This is a genomic window from Micromonospora sp. IBHARD004, from assembly GCF_052814115.1.
On sequence record NZ_CP199934.1, the window covers coordinates 3523846 to 3538890 of the forward strand.

The following is a 15045-nucleotide window of genomic DNA, read 5'->3' on the forward strand; positions in this document are numbered from 1 at the left end:
AACCGACAGCTGTCGTAGAGCCACGCGCAGCATCAGCTCGATGCAAGAAACCATCGCGCTCGGCACCTGTCGGCGCAATAGCCTGAAGGCGCTGTTGTCGTGAATGGATGGCGTAGTCGCGGCGCCGGCGAGGCGATTCCGGCGGAGCGGCGACCCCGGTGAATGTCAGGCCCGAGCCCCGCCGAGGCCCAGCAGGACGGCCAGCCCGAGGGCGCTGCGCGGGGCGTACGGCACCCGCCACAGCCCGCCGTGCGCCGCGGCGTACGCCTCGTCCTGCCAGGGGTGGGCGTGGGCCGGGCCGCCCCCGGTGCGCAGGTCGTGCACCAGCAGCGCGGCCATCAGGGTGTTGCTGGTGGCGGGGTCGAACACCTCGATGCCGAACCGGTGCGCGCCGGCGTACGCGGCGGCGAGCGCCCGGTTGCGCAGCACCGACCGGGTCCGCGTCGGCGGCGCCACCTTGAACGACACGGTCGTCCCGGCGTCCCGCGCCACCGTCGCCCGCCACCGCTGCAACCGCTTGGCCAGGGCGTAGTTCGGGCCCTGCTGCGGCACGAGGCTGTCGTTGATCCCGGGGTCGGCGCCCGGCGGGTAGTTGCGGTGCAGCAGGCGGCCGCCGGAGAGCACCCGCAGGGACCGGCGGGCGACGCCGCGGGCGGCGTAGCCCCGTTCGGCGTGGCGGACCGCCTCGGCGGGGACGGCGAAGACGTCGGTGGGGGTGGCGAGGAACGCCAGCGCCGCGTCGTCGCGGTGCTGCTGGAGGTGACGGGTGAGCGCGTCGACGGCCATGGCGACCCGTACGTTGGTCGCCCCGTCGGCGTAGACGTAGTTGCCGAGCACGAGCCGGCCGTCGAGGCCGAGCAGCCACTCGGCCGCCTGCGGGAGGCGGTGCAGCAGGTCCGCGCCGGCGCCGGCGGCGAGCGCCTCGTCGTCGCCGGCCGTGTCGGGCCGTACCGGCAGGTGCAGGCGACCGGCGTACCGGTGGGTGGTGCGCAGCAGCCGTCGCCAGATCTCCGGACGTGGCAGGTCGACCGCGACCACATCGCCGCCCCAGCGCAGGACGGACGGCAGCGGGCCCATCTCGGCCCCCGCGCCGAGCACCACGATGCGCTGGTCGCGCAGGTCGAGCCAGTCCGGGTTGGCCAGGACGGCGCGGACGGCCTCGGCGCAGGACGGTTCGACGACGCCGGCGGTGACCCAGGCGTCGAGCCGGCGGCGCAGGTCGTCGCCGCGCAGCCGCTGCCCCCGGTACGGCAGGGAGAACTCCCGCTCGGCCGCGCCGGCGCCGGTGACGGTGGCGGTACGCAGCGGCTGCCCGGCGACGGTGCTGAAGGCCTCGTCCAGGCCGATCTCCGGACCGTCGTCGGGGACCACTCGCATCCGGGCGTGCAGGGAGGCGAGGCCGTCGCGGGCGACGGTCACCGCCGCCTCGCGGGAGAGCAGCCCCGCCTCGACCAGGCGGCGGAAGTGGCCGAGGTAGCCGTGCCGCCAGTTGGTCTCGTGTTCGGCCGAGCGCGCGCCGACCGGGTCGACGGCGCGCAAGGCGTCGGCGACGACCGCGCGGCCGAGTGCCGACGTGCTGCGCGTGCCGTCGGCCATGGGGAACACCACCCCGGTCGTACGTTCCACGGCCACTGCCCTCCCGTCCCGGCCGTCTGGTCCCGGCCGCGACTGCCACTCTGCCCCATCCGCGGCGGTGCGGCACGGCCGGGCACTCCGTCCATCGAGGCCGGTCGCCGTCGCGGCGGCGCCTCGCCGGGCGGACTGTTCAGGTCACGGCTTGCACACGAAGCGGTCACGACACTCACGCTTGCGTATCAGCTCGGCCACGACGGCATCCGCCGCGCCGCTGGTCTGCGTCAATGATCACGACGGCTCCGGTACCCCGCGGCCGGTCGCCCACCCCCGACCCGCCCCGGAGGATCCGATGGCCCACCTGCGACGGTCACCGCTGCTGCCGGCGCTGCTGGCGATCACGATGACCATCACCGCCTGCGGCGCCGATGGCCGGGGCGCACGGCAGGCCGACACGGCCCCGGGATCCGCCCGCCACCACGACGGCACGCCCTGGTCGGGCGATGAGGAGACCGCAACCGAGGAGGACCCGCGCTCCACCTTCGGCGTCGACGTCGACACCGCGTCGTACGGCTACGCCCGTCGGCTCATCATGGACGGGCGGTTGCCCGAGGGGACCGCGGTGCGGCCCGAGGAGTTCGTGAACTCCTTCCGGCAGGACTACGCCGAGCCGGGCGGCGACGGCTTCGCCGTACACGTCGATGGCGCCCGCTTCCCCGACTCCCACGAGGTGTCCGGCGAGGTCCGGTTGATGCGGGTCGGATTGCAGACCCGCTCGGAGGACGAGGAGAGCCGGCCGGACGCAGCCCTCACCTTCGTCGTCGACGTCTCCGGCTCGATGGGCGAGCCCGGACGGCTCGACCTCGTCCAGGACGCGCTGCACACCCTGGTCGACCAGTTGCGCCGCACCGACTCCATCGCCATCGTCGAGTTCAGCGGCGAGGCCCGGGTGGTCCGGGAGATGACCGCCGTCTCCGACGCCGACGAGCTGCACGACGCCATCGACTCCCTGCACACCCGGGACAGCACCAACCTCGAAGCCGGCCTGGTGCTCGGCTACCGGGTGGCCCGCGACGGGTTCCGCCCCGGCCGGACCAACCGCGTGATCGTGCTCTCCGACGGGCTCGCCAACGCCGGCCGGACCGACGCGGAGCCGATCCTGCGCCGGGTGCGCGACGAGGCGGAGAAGCAGATCGCGCTGCTCGGCGTGGGGGTCGGCAGCGAGTACGGCGACGAGTTGATGGAGCAGCTGGCCGATCGGGGCGACGGCTTCGCGGTGTACGTCAGCGACCGCGCCCAGGCCCGGAAGGTGTTCGTCCGACAGTTACCGGCGACGCTGAGCGTTCGGGCGCTCGACGCCAAGGTGCAGGTGAGCTTCGAACCGACATCTGTGCGGTCCTACCGGCTCGTCGGGTACGACAACCGGGCACTCGACGACGAGGACTTCCGCGACGACCGCGTCGACGGAGGCGAGGTCGGACCGGGGCACAGCGTCACGGCGCTCTACGCCGTCCGGCTCGCCGACGGGGTGCCGCCCTCGGCCCGGATCGCCCGCGTGCAGGTGCGCTGGACCGATCCGACGAGCCGTGACGCCGCCGAGACGTACGAGTCGGTGACCGTCGCCGACGTGAACGGCGACTTCCGGGAGGCGTCCCCGCGGTTGCGGACCTGCTACTCGGCCGGCTATTTCGCGCAGGCGCTGCAAGACGGCCCGTCCGGCCGGGAGGTGCGCCTGGACGACCTGGCGGCGATCGCGCAGCAGGCGGCCGACGCGACCGACGACCCGGAGGTGCGGGACCTCGCGACGGTGATCCACGAGGCCGAACGGCTCCGCTGATTCCCGAGCGGCCCGGCACTCCGCCGGGCTCACTCCGTCGGCCGGTCCCCGGGTCCCGCGCTCACGGGTCCGTGTCGAGGCGGGCGTGGACGTGCATGTCGTGCCAGCCGTCGGCGTGGCGCGCCGCGCCGCGCCGCGTACCTTCCGCCGGGAAGCCGGCGTGCCGCGCCACCCGGCAGGACGCCGGGTTCGCCGCCGAGTGGCTCAGCTCGACGCGGTGCAGCCCCAGCGTCGCGAAGCACCAGCCGCCCAGCGCGGACAGCGCCCGGGGGGCGACGCGGCGACCCCGCGCCTCCGGCAGCACCCAGTACGACACCTCGGCCTCGCCCTCGGACAGGACGACCCGGCGCAGGCTGATCTGCCCGACCACCTGTTCCGCGTCGAGCACCGCCCACCCGGCGCCGGTCTCACCGCGCCACCGGCCGGCCCAGGCGGCGATCCAGTCCGCGGCCTCGCCATCGCTCATCGATCGGCAGTGCCAGCGCTGGATGGCGGGGTCGGCGTAGGCCGCCACCACCACGGGGCGGTCCGTCGGCTGCCAGGGGCGAAGCAGCAGACCATCGGCGCGGATCCGGGGTTGCGGCAGCGCCGCCATCGACCCGGGCGGCAACGCGGGCTCGGTGAGCAGGGGCACGCGCCGACTCTAGAGTGACCGCGCGACCTGCCACCCCGTCAGCGGCGCCGGGCGACGGCCGGGGTGGCCGGCCGGGTGCGCTCGGCGTCGACGCCGACCAGCTCGGCGAACCGGGGGTCGACCGCCAGCAGCGGGCGCGGCCCGAACAGGGCCATTCCCGTCAGCAGCTCGTCGGTGCCGCGCTCGCTCCACGCCGGCCGGCGCTCCGGGTTCAGCTCGGCGTGGACGCGGCGCTGCCGGCGCAGCAGCCGCCGGGCGGCCGCCCCGGTCTCGGGCACCTCGCAGAGCCACCAGCCGGTCAGCGCCGTGGCCAGGCAGCACAGCAGGAGGCCGGCGACCGACGCGGGGCCACCGGCGTTGCGGCCCTCGACCGCGCTGTCGACCAGCCGGGTCACCCCGACCGCGGCCACGGCGAACAGCGGCAGGGTGCCGATCGCGATGCGGCGGCGCTGCGCCGGGGTCAGCAGCCAACCGTCGCGGACCAGCCGGCCGACCAGCCGCCGCAGGGCCCGGCCCACGGCGGGGTCGGCGAGCACGGCCGCCCAGGTCTGCGGTCGGCGCAGGGCGGCGTGCAGGGCCCGGACCAGCGGGGCCGACCCGGCCGGGGGCGGACCCTCGACCGACAGCGTCGACAGCTCGCCCCGGCGTACCGCGCCGGCCCGGCGCAGCGCCGCCATGCCGACCTGACAGGCCAGCCCGGCCCGGTCGGTGAGGTACGCCAGCTCGACGGTGGTCAGCGGCTCCCCCCGGGTGCGCCAGCCGGTCAGCGATCTGATCGACAGAGCGACGGCCAGCGCCCCGGCGACCGCCGCCACGTAGTCGAGGAGGAAGAGTGGACCGCTGACGCCCCAGAGCATGGCGACAAGTATGGATCGCCGTCCGCCCGGCGCCACGTCAGTGTGATCTGAACCTGTTCACCCTGGCCTCGGCGGCCCCGATCGCCTGGCCGAGCGGCCCGGTGCGGGGGCGTCGGAAGTGCAGGCTGCGCAGGAAGTTCTTCGTGTTGACCCGGGCCACCACCTGCGCCCGGCTGCGCGGCTGGTCGGCGCAGTCGGCCAGCCGGCCCAGCCAGTCGGCGACCTCCCGCTCCGGCAGCAGCCCGTCCTCGATCACCGCGTCCACGACGGTGGCCATCCGCTCGTCGTCCTCGTCGGGGAAGGTCGTCGTGCCGTTGTGCAGCATGCCGCGCAGGGCGTCGAGGACGGCCCACCGGGTCGCCGGGTCGCTCTCCGGGCAGCGCACCACCTCCACCAGGGCGTCCGCGCCGTGCGCCGCGGCGTGCGCCCAGCCGCCCTCGGCGACCAGCCCGCGCAGGTCCCGCTCCTCGCGGTGGTAGCGCAGCAGGGCGTCCCGTACCCGGGCGTACCCGTCGGCGGTGAGGAACGGCCGCCGCCGGTGCCGGCGGACGACCAGCGCAATCGCCAGCATCGAGAACGTGCGGGTGAAGACGCTCGGGTCGCCGGCGGCGCCGATGCCGTGGAAGAGGTGCGCGTCGTCGATCAGCGTGTCGAGCAGGGCCCGCAGCTCGGCCTCCGTGAGCCGGTCGCCGTCGATGAACGCGTGGAAGGTCGGGTAGATCAGCTCGTCGCGCAGCTCCGGCGCGGCGTCCCCGAGGTGGGCCAGCATCGGCGCCACGAACTCCGCCGGTCGTTCGCCCGGGCGCAGCTGGTACCCCTCGTCCTCGATCCGCCGCAGGTCGGCCAGCAGCCTGGTCCTGGTGTCGCTCAACCCCGTGTCCCCTCCAGCATCGTCATGATCTCTGCCAGCACGACGTCGGGCTCGTCGTGGTGGACGTCGTGGCCGCTGCGGGCGGCGATCCGGTGCCGGACGCCGTGGCGGCGGACGAGGTCGCGTTGCATCCGCTGGTCGACCTGCAGGATGTCCAGCGCCGGCCAGTCCGGCCCGGCCGCGTCGGGCCTGCCCCGGGTGATGACGCTGACCGACACCCCGCGGGGGAGCGGATGCGCGGCGACCTGCCGGTAGCTGACGGGCTTGTCGATCCGTTCGGCGTTGCGCGCCGGGTCGGTCAGGTAGGCGCGGTTGGCGGCGCGCAGGTGGGCGGGGAGCACCGGCTCGTACGCCGTCTCCCGGTACTCGACCACGGCGTCGACCAGCACCAGACCAGCGACGTCGCGCGGCTGCCGCGCGGCGAGGAGCCGCGCGACCAGGCCGCCGAAGGAGTGCCCGACCACCAGCCAGGGGGTGGGCGCGGCCAGCTCCGCGAGCAGCCCGGCCAGTTCGTCGACCAGGTCCCTGCAGGTCCGCACGCCGGGCACGGCGCGGCTCCGGCCGACTCCCGCCCGGTCGTACGACAGGGTCGACGCCCACGGCGGCACCCGCTCCCGGACGGCGTCCCAGGTGTCACCGGCGTCGCCGAGGCCGGCGACGAACACCACGGTCGGTGCCCCGTTACGGGTGAACCGCCGGTGCAGGCGGGCCGGGTCGACGATCACGACCGGCAACTCTAGCGATCAAGATCGCCGGGCGCGTCCGAAATTCCGCCTCACGAGGCGTGCCGGACGTCGGTGTCCCAGAGCTGCGACCAGGGGCGCCGCAGCCCCCGGCAGACGAAGATCGGCATACCGTTCTCGTCGTTGTCCACGTCCACCCGCTGGTCCACCCGGCCGGCCTCGGTGACCTCGACGAACCAGCCCCGCAGCTGGTCCGGGCGCGCCCAGCCGACGGCGATCACCACGTCGGCGTCCTGCGGCGGGCGACCGAAACCGGTCATGCTGTTGTGCCCCGAGTACGTCGGCGGCAGATCACGGGCCGGGCCGTACCGGGCCAGCGCGCCCGCCTCGCCGTAGTTGCCGGTGAGGATGACCGCCCGCTGCCGCTGCTCCGGCGGCAGGCCGCGGTGGACGGCGGCGAGGGAGTCGGCGAAGGCGGGCCAGCCGATGGTCTCGCCGGAGTCGTAGTTGACGTCGACGACGAGGCCGGGCAGCCGGTCCGCCGGCAGGGTGGGCAGCAGCAGCACCGCGCTGGCCGCCGTCGCCACCACGCCACCGGCGGCGAGCAGGGCCCTGCGGCCCCGGCGGGCGCCGCGGCCGGCCCACTCGGCGGTGACGACCGCGCCGGCGGCGGTGAGCACCAGCAGCAGCGGGGCGTCGTAATAGCCCTTTCCACCGGCGAGCAGGACGATGCCGAACACCACCAGCCAGGCCCAGCCCAGGGCCCGGTACGGCCGCCAGGCCGGCCGCCGCAGCAGCGTGACCAGCCCGGCGATCCAGATCGGCACCGCGTACGGGCTGATGATGAGCAGCTGGAGCACGACCGCGTCGAGCCGGCCGCTGTAGGAGCTGTCCCCCTCGGCGATCGAGGACGCCACCGACAGCTGCGGGAACCCGTGCGCGGCCTGCCAGACCAGGTTGGGAGCGGCGAGCAGCACCGCCACCGCCGCGGCGGCGAGCACCCACCGGTCACGCAGCAGGCGGCGCGGCCCGGCGATCGCCAGGCCGGCCAGCAGACCTACGGCCAGCAGGGCGGGCAGCAGCTTGTTGAGCATCCCGACGCCGAGCACCAGGCCGACGCCGAGCGCCCACCGGCTGTCGCCGGTGCGCAGCATCCGTACCGCGCACCACGCGGCGAGCAGCCAGACCAGCAGGTCGACGGTGGTGGTGCTGAGCAGGTGACCGGGGGCGAGCACGATGCCGGCGACGCCGCCCAGGAACGCGGCGAACAGCTGCCCGCCCCGGCCGGCGCCGAACTCGCGTGCGGTCGCGGCGACCAGGACGACCGCCGCGCCGGCGATCAGCGCCGACGGGGTGCGCAGCACGACCAGGTTGCCCGGCGCGATCGTGTCCAGCAGCCGGGCCAGGGCCGGCACCAGCGGCCCCTGGTCGACGTATCCCCAGTCGAGGTGCCGGCCGCAGAGCAGGAAGTACAGCTCGTCGCGGTGGTAGCCGTACCGGCCGGCGAGCAGCAGCAGCACGGCGGTGACGGCGCCGCCGACCAGCCACGGCCCGACGGTGCGGGGGCCGGGCGGCGGTGGCCCGTCCGCCGGGGGCGGCGTCGAGCCGGCGGCGCGGTCGAGGTCGGTGACGGGTTCGGCCACGCGCCCATCATCGTCCGGCGCCGCCACCTCGCGGGTACCCGCGAGGTAGGCCGGCGGTCACGGTTCGGGCACGCCCGCCGGATTCCCGGTCGCCGCCGATCGGGCCGTCCGGCTAGCGTTCCTGGCATGCGTATCCGGGATTTCACCGAGGCCGACTGGGAGCAGGTCTGGCCGATCGTCGAGGACGTCATCATTGCCGGGGAGACTTTCCCGTACGACCCGACCTGGACGTCCGAGATCTGCCACGACGTCTGGGTCGAGGCGGCGCCCGGCCATACCGTGGTGGCGGAGGAGGATGGCAAGATCCTCGGCACCGCCAAGATGGGGCCGAACCGACCCGGCCCGGGTTCGCACGTCGCCACCGCCAGTTTCATGGTGGCCGCCGCCGCCCGCGGCGGCGGCGTCGGCCGGGCCCTCTGTGAGTACGCGCTGGACTGGGCCCGCCGGCAGGGGTACGCGGCGATGCAGTTCAACGCAGTGGTGGACGCGAACGAGGCGGCGGTGCGGCTGTACCGGCGGCTCGGATTCACGGTGATCGGTACGGTGCCGGAGGCCTTCGCGCACCCGACCCTGGGGCGGGTGGGCCTGCACGTCATGCACCGTCCCCTGTGAACGGCGCGGGTGGGCGTAGCCCGTGCATCGTCACCGGGGTCAACGACTACCGAACTGGGGCGAGAGGGCTGCCGTCTTCAGGCGGCAGGTGAATGGCTGCATTCGGCTCGCACTGTTAGTTGTGCGGCGCTCATATACTCGGGTCGTGGCCGAGTATCAGACAAGCCGCGGGGCGGCGTACAGCCTCGGATACCACGTCGTGTGGTGCCCGAAGTACCGCCGTCCCGTGCTCGTCGGCTCGGTCGCCGATCGCCTGCGGGACCTGATAGGGCAGAAGTGTGACGAGCACGGCTGGTCGGTCCCGGCCCTGGAAGTCATGCCCGATCACGTGCACCTCGTCGTCCGGGCGGACCCGACCGCCTCGCCTTCGTATGTGGCGAACCAGCTCAAGGGCTTTACGTCGCGGACTGGTGCTCGACGGGGGAGCTGCGCATCGCGCTGCGCGACGGGGCGGACGAGCGGGAGGTGGTGCTGCCGCGCGGCGCGGTGTTCGTGGTGCCGCGCGGGGTCGAGCACAGGCCGTCCAGCGCGCGGGGCGCGTCGATCCTGATGTTCGAGCCCTCCGGCACGTCCAGTGTCGGGGACCGGCACGAGCCGATCCCCGACCACGTGGACGCCACCACCGGGCACGCCCTCTGACGGTCAGCGCCCCGCCGGGACCTGCTCCGCCGGGACCGGCGGGGCGCTGACCGGCCAGCCCAGCCGGCGTACCGCGGGGACGGCGGCGGTGCCGGCGCAGGCGAGGGCGACCAGCGCCCCGGCGACGGCGAGCGGCACCGGCGCGCCCCAGGCCCGGGACGCCAGCGGGGCGAGGGCGTAGCCGAGCGGCATGGCGCCCAGCGACACCAGCCAGTCGTACGAGGTGACCCGGGCGAGCACCTGCGCCGGGAAGTGGCCCTGCACCACGGTCTCCCAGACCGGGTTGAGGAAGCCCAGCGCGGTCAGCGCGAGGCAGTAGGCGGCGATGACCGCGCCGGCGGGCGCGGCGACGGCCAGCAGGAGCAGCGGCGCCGCGTACGTGGCGAGGCCGAGGTTGGCCACCAGCACCGGCCGGCGGGGTCGGGCCCGGGCGGCCAGCAGCGATCCGGCAAGCATGCCGACGGCGCCGGCCTGCTGGAGCAGCACCCAGACGCCCTCCCCGCCGAGGCGCTGCACCGCGACCACCGGCCCCAGGGTGAGCAGCACCGCGGCGGCGCCGTTCCAGACGCCGTGGGCGAGCAGGCTGCTCCAGAACCAGTCGCGGGAGCGGACCTCCCGCCAGCCGAGCGCCAGGTCGGTCCGGATGGACCGGCGGGGTACGGGGACGTGGCGGACCCGGATGACCGACAGGAGCAGGGCGCTGAGGGCGAAGGAGAGGGCGTCCAGGACGAACGCCCAGCCGGGGCCGGCGGTCCAGATCAGCAGCCCGGCCAGGGCGGGGCCGAGCAGTCGGCTGGCGTTGGCGGTGACGCCCATCAGCGCGTTGGCGCGTTGCCGGGCGTCGGGCTCGACGGTGCCGGCGACCAGCGGTGAGGAGGTGGGCATGGCGAAGGCGGAGGCGACGCCGCCGAGCGCGGCCGCCACCGCGATGTGGATGAGCGACGGGGTGCCGCCGAGCAGTTCGGCGCCGACGACCAGTTGGGCGGCGCAGCGCGCCAGGTCGGTGACGATGGCGACGCGGCGGGCGTTGAACCGGTCGGCCACCACACCGCCGAGGGGCAGCAGGAGCAGCCGGGGGAGCATCGCGCAGCCCAGGACGAGGGCCAGCGCGGTGGTGGAGCCGGTGGCCCGGAGCACGGCGAGGGCCAGCGCGGTGGGCACGACCGCGTCGCCGACGGCGGAGACGGTGCGGCCGAGAAAGAGCAGCCGGAAGGAGCGGAGCCGGAGGGGATGGGTCACTTCCGCAAAGTACTTCGACATCGAATATTTCGTCAACGAATATTTCGGTGTCGACGTATGCTGGCGCGGTGACCGACCGCGTGGACCTGCACGTGCGGCGCTGGCTGCCCGTACTGCCCGACCTGGACCCGGACGTCGAGGGTGCCGTCACCCGGATGCAGTTCCTCACCCGGCACCTGCGCGCCGTCAAGGACCAGGCGCTGGCGGATCTCGACCTGCAGGAGAAGGAGTTCGGCACCCTGCACGCCCTGGCCGGGCGCGGCGGTCGGGCCGCGCCGTCGGAGCTCGCCGCCGACCTCGGCATGGCCCCCGCCTCGATCACCGCCCGGGTGGACGGGCTGCTGCGGCGGGACTTCGTCCGCCGGATCCCCTCCGCCGTCGACCGGCGCCGGGTCGACGTGGAGCTGACCGACGCCGGCCGGGCCGCCTGGCTGCGCGCGATGGACGTCGTGGGTGGCGAGGAGCACCGGCTGCTCGGCGCGCTGGAGCCGGACGAGCGCCGGCTGCTGTCGGACCTGCTGCGCCGCGTCGTCCTGGTCGCCGACGGACCCGCCGGCTGAGCGGCCGCCGGGAAAAACGCCTCGCGACGCCGGCGGTCCCGCTGACAGGCTGGCCGGCATGAGCACACAGGCCCTGGCAGGAGCGCTCGCCGACGACCGACGCCGACAGGTGTTCGCCGCGATCACCCTCGGCGACGGGGACGTCTCCACCGTCACGGCGCGCACCGGGCTGTCCGCCCGCGACGTCGCCACCGCCGTACGCCGGCTGGTCGACGCGGGCCTGGTGACCGACGACGAGTCGGGCCTGCACGTGGACGGGGAGCGGCTGCGGGAGTTGGCCCGGGCGGGCGGACCGTCGGCGCCGCCACCGGCGGCGAGCCCGCGGGAGGCGATCCTGCGTACGTTCCTGCGCGACGGGACACTGACCCGCCTGCCCGCCCAGCGGGGACGCCGGCGGGTGCTGCTCGAACACATCGCCGAGCGGTCCTTCGAACCGGGCGTACGGTATCCGGAGCGCGCGGTCGACGACGCGCTGCGGGCCTGGTGCGAGGGCGGCGCGGCGGACCATGTGACCCTGCGCCGCTACCTCGTCGACGACCTGCTGCTGGCCCGCGACCATGGCGTCTACTGGCGGCCGTGACACAAAAAGCCGTTGACCGCCCGGTGAGGATCGGACGGTGACGACCTGGACGACGAGCCCCACCCACCCCGACGGACCCGACGCGGCGATCCTGCTGCGGGAGTAGATGACGGAGATGGTCACCCGCTACCACCGGCGCCCGGAGTGGCCCGGCGAGGTGGAGGCGGCCCTGGCCGAGTCCCCGAGCGATGACCTGGCGCCGCCCACCGGACTGCTCCTGCTGGCCCACCACGACGGGGAACTGGCCGGCTGCGCGGGCCTGCGGTGGGGGCCCGACTGGGCCGAGCTGACCCGCGTGTACGTCCGGACGTCCTTCCGCGGCCGGGGTGGCGGGGCGGCCCTGCTCGCCGCGGTCGAACGGCGGGCCCGGGCCGCGGGCGTGGACCGGATCCGGGTGGACACCCGCGACGACCTGGTCGAGGCCCGGGCCCTGTACGCGCGCCACGGCTACGTCGAGATCCCGGCCTACAACGACGGCAAGTACGCCGAGCACTGGTTCGAGAAGGTGCTCACGGCGCGTCAGCCGGCCTCCTGACGCCTACCGCGACGGCGGCCCCGGATACAGCCCGACGAGCGCGTGCGCGGTGGCGGTGAACCGCTCCCGCAGCTCCGCCGGGGCGAGCACCTCCACCTCGGCGCCCAGCTTGAGCAGCTCCACGTGCCCGTGCCTGACCGACTCGATCGGCACGGTGGTCTCCAGCCAGCCGGACTCGTCGGGCGCACCGGCGGCGGCCCGGGCGGCCCGGCTCATCTCCGGCGGGAAGACGTACGACATGAACTCCAGCGCGGCCACCGTCATCCGCACCCGGGCCTCGGCCCGGTAGACGCCGCGCTCGTACCGGGCGGTCCACTCCCGCCAGAAGCCGGCCAGGTCGAAGTCGGCCGGCCGGTCGAACCGCTCGTCGAGGACCACCGCGTCGAGGACCGCGCCGACCCGGTAGGTCCGCACCTGCTCGCCGGAGCGGGCCACCAGGTACCAGCGGCCGGCCTTGAGCACCACGCCCAGCGGGGCCAGCACCCGGTTCACCTCGCGCGGGGTCTTCCACCGGCGGTAGCGGACCTCGACCAGCCGGTCCTCCCACACCGCGCGGGCCAGCGCCTAGGTGCGGGGTGGGCTCCGGGCTCCGGAACCAGCCCGGCGCGTCCAGGTGGAACCGCTGCCGCATCCGCCCGCCCCGGTCGGCCAACTCGTCGGGAAGCGCGGCGAGCAGCTTCAACTCCGCCGCCGCGAGCACCGGGCCGAGCCCGAGGTCGGCCGCCGGACCGGGCATGCCGGCCAGGAAGAGCGCCTCGGCCTCCGGCGCGGTCAACCCGGTCAACCGGGTCCGGTAACCCTCCAGCAGCCGGTACCCGCCGGCCGGGCCGCGGTCGGCGTACACCGGCACCCCGGCCGTGCCGAGCGATTCGACGTCCCGGTACACGGTGCGGACCGACACCTCCAGGGCGTCGGCGAGTTCCTGGGCGGTCATCCGCCCCCGGGTCTGCAGGAGCAGCAACAGGGAGACCAGCCGGCTGGCGCGCACCGGCCGACCGTAACGCCGGGTCCGACAGGCGCCGACACCGGGAAGGAACTTCGCCCGACACGCGGCTCCTCCGCCGCTCCGCCCGACCTGCTCGACGCAGGCGCCTAGGCCCGCTCGGCGAAGACCTCGGTGGCGACCTGGTAGCCGTCGAACGCGCGCGCCACGCCGGCATAGGCCGCGATCTGGATGAAGGTCTCGACGATCTCCTCTTTCGTGGCTCCGCTGTTGAGGGCGATGCGGAGCTGGCCACGCAGCGGCTCAAGAACGCCGAGAGTGGCCGCGATCGTCACGGACACGAGCGCTCGCGTCCGCGTGTCGAGGTGCTCCGTGCGCGGCCAGGCGTCGCCGAACGCGTGCATGGTCGCGATGCGCTTGAAGTCCTCCCCGTTGGTGGGTTCGCCTGGTGCCGGGCCGAGGAAACGCTCCAGGCGGAAGCCCAGCAGATTCTCGGCCGCGTCCAGCGCGGCGGCGTATCCCGGGTCGTTGATGGTGGGAGCGTCGTCACCTGCGGTCATGGTGTCCTTGCTGCTCTCGGCGTTCGTGGTTACGCATCCGGACGACGGCGCATCGCGCGTCGGGAGTAACGGTCACAGTCCGATCGCACCACACGTGAACTGGCGGAATCCGCCCATCTCCGCAGATTGCTGGCCGGATCCGCCCGGGGACGCTGTCGGATTCTCGTCGGGCGCGCCTCGTCGCCATTCGCCGCCGGCGCTGAGAGTCTTTCTCACATGCTGCGTCCCGACGTCCCGGTGCTGCCCCGCGCGTCGGCCCGGCCCGCTCTGCCCAGCGGACCGGCCGACTTCACCGAGGCGTGGCTGCGCAACCGGCGGTTGTCGGAGCACACCCGCGACGCGTACCGGCGGGACGTCGCCGGCTGGCTGACCTGGTGCGCGGGACGCGGCCTCGACCCGCTGCGGGCGAACTTCCTCGACGTCAACGCCTACGGCCGCGAGCTGGAGTCCACGCTCGGTGTCCGCAGTGGCCGGCCGCTCACCCCGGCCACCGTCGCCCGCCGCCTGTCCGCCCTGTCCAGCTGGTACGACTTCCTGGTCAAGCTGCGCGCGATCGACGCCAACCCGGTCTCCGGGGCGGACCGGCCGCGCATCGACCGGGACCATTCGGCCACGGTCGGCCTCACCCCGGAGGAGGTCGACGCCATGCTCGCCGCCGCCGAGGCGGACACCGGGCCGACCGCCGCCCGCAACCGCGCCGCGGTCGCGCTCCTGGCCGACCTGGGGCTGCGGGTCGGCGAGCTGATCTCGCTCGACCTGACCGACCTGGGCGCCGAGCGGGGGCACCGCAGCGTGCGCTTCGTCGGCAAGGGCGGCAAGGTCCGCCGTCGCGCGCTGACCCCCGGCACCGCATACGCGGTGGACGCCTACCTGGCCGCCCGGGCCGTTGCGGAGGGGGTGACGGTGCCGGAGCTGACCGGCCCGCTGCTGGCCACCGCGACCGGCGGCCGGCTGGACCGGCACTCGGTGTTCCGGCTGGTGCGCCGGCTGGCTCAGGCGGCGGGGATCCCGGCCTGGGCGAAGCTGTCGCCGCACTCGCTGCGGCACGCGTTCGCCACCACCGCCCGGGCGGAGGGGGTGCCGCTGGAGGACGTGCAGGACGCGATGGGTCACGCGGATCCCCGCACCACCCGCCGGTACGACCGGGACCGGCACAACCTCGACCGCGACCCGGCGTACGTCATCTGGGCCGCCCGGGCCCGGCGCCGGAGCTGAGGAGCCCGGGCGGCCGGCATCGGCGAGGCGACCGTCTTCCGCGCCTTCGCCGACAAGGAGGCCCT

At 74.9% G+C, this 15045-nt stretch carries 16 protein-coding genes and 1 pseudogene; 8 read left to right on the plus strand and 9 right to left on the minus strand.

The window, feature by feature from the left end; genetic code table 11:
• Positions 1–165 precede the first annotated feature (165 nt).
• Positions 166–1626 (minus strand): hypothetical protein, encoded by a 1461-nt coding sequence (locus ACTWO6_RS17165; RefSeq protein ID WP_446214835.1) that lies wholly within the window; start codon positions 1624–1626, stop codon positions 166–168.
• Between the two features lie 298 nt (positions 1627–1924).
• On the opposite strand from ACTWO6_RS17165, the gene ACTWO6_RS17170 reads away from it, so the two are divergent.
• Positions 1925–3409: a YfbK domain-containing protein gene (locus ACTWO6_RS17170; RefSeq protein WP_446214836.1), complete on the plus strand. Its 1485-nt coding sequence runs from the start codon at positions 1925–1927 to the stop codon at positions 3407–3409.
• A gap of 61 nt (positions 3410–3470) precedes the next feature.
• Here the strand turns inward: ACTWO6_RS17170 and ACTWO6_RS17175 are convergent, their stop codons facing one another.
• From ACTWO6_RS17175 to ACTWO6_RS17195, 5 genes are read right to left on the minus strand one after another with little or no spacing between them, the layout of a single operon-like run.
• Positions 3471–4043 (minus strand): GNAT family N-acetyltransferase, encoded by a 573-nt coding sequence (locus ACTWO6_RS17175; RefSeq protein WP_446214837.1) that lies wholly within the window; start codon positions 4041–4043, stop codon positions 3471–3473.
• Between the two features lie 38 nt (positions 4044–4081).
• On the minus strand, positions 4082–4900 hold the full coding sequence (locus ACTWO6_RS17180) for a TIGR04222 domain-containing membrane protein (protein WP_446214838.1): 819 nt from the start codon (positions 4898–4900) through the stop codon (positions 4082–4084).
• Between the two features lie 37 nt (positions 4901–4937).
• Positions 4938–5771: a DUF2785 domain-containing protein gene (locus ACTWO6_RS17185; RefSeq protein WP_446214839.1), complete on the minus strand. Its 834-nt coding sequence runs from the start codon at positions 5769–5771 to the stop codon at positions 4938–4940.
• Positions 5768–6496, minus strand: coding sequence for an alpha/beta fold hydrolase (locus ACTWO6_RS17190; protein ID WP_446214840.1), 729 nt, complete (start codon positions 6494–6496; stop codon positions 5768–5770). The genes ACTWO6_RS17185 and ACTWO6_RS17190 overlap by 4 nt, the downstream gene beginning before the upstream one ends.
• Positions 6497–6546: 50 nt before the next feature.
• Positions 6547–8097, minus strand: coding sequence for a glycosyltransferase family 39 protein (locus ACTWO6_RS17195; protein WP_446214841.1), 1551 nt, complete (start codon positions 8095–8097; stop codon positions 6547–6549).
• 126 nt (positions 8098–8223) lie between these two features.
• Here ACTWO6_RS17195 and ACTWO6_RS17200 point away from each other — a divergent pair, with 126 nt between their 5' ends.
• From ACTWO6_RS17200 to ACTWO6_RS17210, 3 genes are all read left to right on the plus strand, one after another.
• Positions 8224–8709: an N-acetyltransferase family protein gene (locus ACTWO6_RS17200; RefSeq protein WP_446214842.1), complete on the plus strand. Its 486-nt coding sequence runs from the start codon at positions 8224–8226 to the stop codon at positions 8707–8709.
• A 199-nt stretch (positions 8710–8908) separates the two neighbouring features.
• On the plus strand, positions 8909–9259 hold the full coding sequence (gene tnpA / locus ACTWO6_RS17205) for an IS200/IS605 family transposase (protein ID WP_446220689.1): 351 nt from the start codon (positions 8909–8911) through the stop codon (positions 9257–9259).
• Positions 9175–9348, plus strand: coding sequence for a hypothetical protein (locus ACTWO6_RS17210; RefSeq protein ID WP_446220865.1), 174 nt, complete (start codon positions 9175–9177; stop codon positions 9346–9348). Before tnpA ends, ACTWO6_RS17210 begins: the two co-directional genes overlap by 85 nt.
• A gap of 3 nt (positions 9349–9351) precedes the next feature.
• Here ACTWO6_RS17210 and ACTWO6_RS17215 read toward each other — a convergent pair whose 3' ends face one another.
• Positions 9352–10587, minus strand: coding sequence for an MFS transporter (locus ACTWO6_RS17215; RefSeq protein ID WP_446214843.1), 1236 nt, complete (start codon positions 10585–10587; stop codon positions 9352–9354).
• 68 nt (positions 10588–10655) lie between these two features.
• Here ACTWO6_RS17215 and ACTWO6_RS17220 point away from each other — a divergent pair, with 68 nt between their 5' ends.
• The 3 genes from ACTWO6_RS17220 (at position 10656) to ACTWO6_RS17230 (ending at position 12262) form a co-directional block, all read left to right on the plus strand.
• A complete protein-coding gene (locus ACTWO6_RS17220; protein WP_446214844.1) occupies positions 10656–11147 on the plus strand; it encodes a MarR family winged helix-turn-helix transcriptional regulator in 492 nt (163 codons plus the stop codon).
• A 58-nt stretch (positions 11148–11205) separates the two neighbouring features.
• Complete coding sequence (locus tag ACTWO6_RS17225; RefSeq protein WP_446214846.1) at positions 11206–11727, plus strand: DUF2087 domain-containing protein; 522 nt, start codon at positions 11206–11208, stop codon at positions 11725–11727.
• Positions 11728–11833: 106 nt separating this feature from the next.
• The gene (locus ACTWO6_RS17230; RefSeq protein WP_446214847.1) at positions 11834–12262 is read left to right on the plus strand and encodes a GNAT family N-acetyltransferase; all 429 of its coding nucleotides are present in this window, start codon (positions 11834–11836) and stop codon (positions 12260–12262) included.
• A 3-nt stretch (positions 12263–12265) separates the two neighbouring features.
• On the opposite strand, the pseudogene ACTWO6_RS17235 reads toward ACTWO6_RS17230, so the two are convergent.
• Positions 12266–13250, minus strand: a pseudogene (locus tag ACTWO6_RS17235) (helix-turn-helix transcriptional regulator).
• Between the two features lie 104 nt (positions 13251–13354).
• Positions 13355–13765, minus strand: coding sequence for a carboxymuconolactone decarboxylase family protein (locus tag ACTWO6_RS17240; protein ID WP_446214848.1), 411 nt, complete (start codon positions 13763–13765; stop codon positions 13355–13357).
• A 216-nt stretch (positions 13766–13981) separates the two neighbouring features.
• Here ACTWO6_RS17240 and ACTWO6_RS17245 point away from each other — a divergent pair, with 216 nt between their 5' ends.
• Positions 13982–14980, plus strand: coding sequence for a tyrosine-type recombinase/integrase (locus ACTWO6_RS17245; RefSeq protein WP_446214849.1), 999 nt, complete (start codon positions 13982–13984; stop codon positions 14978–14980).
• Positions 14981–15045: the final 65 nt, after the last annotated feature.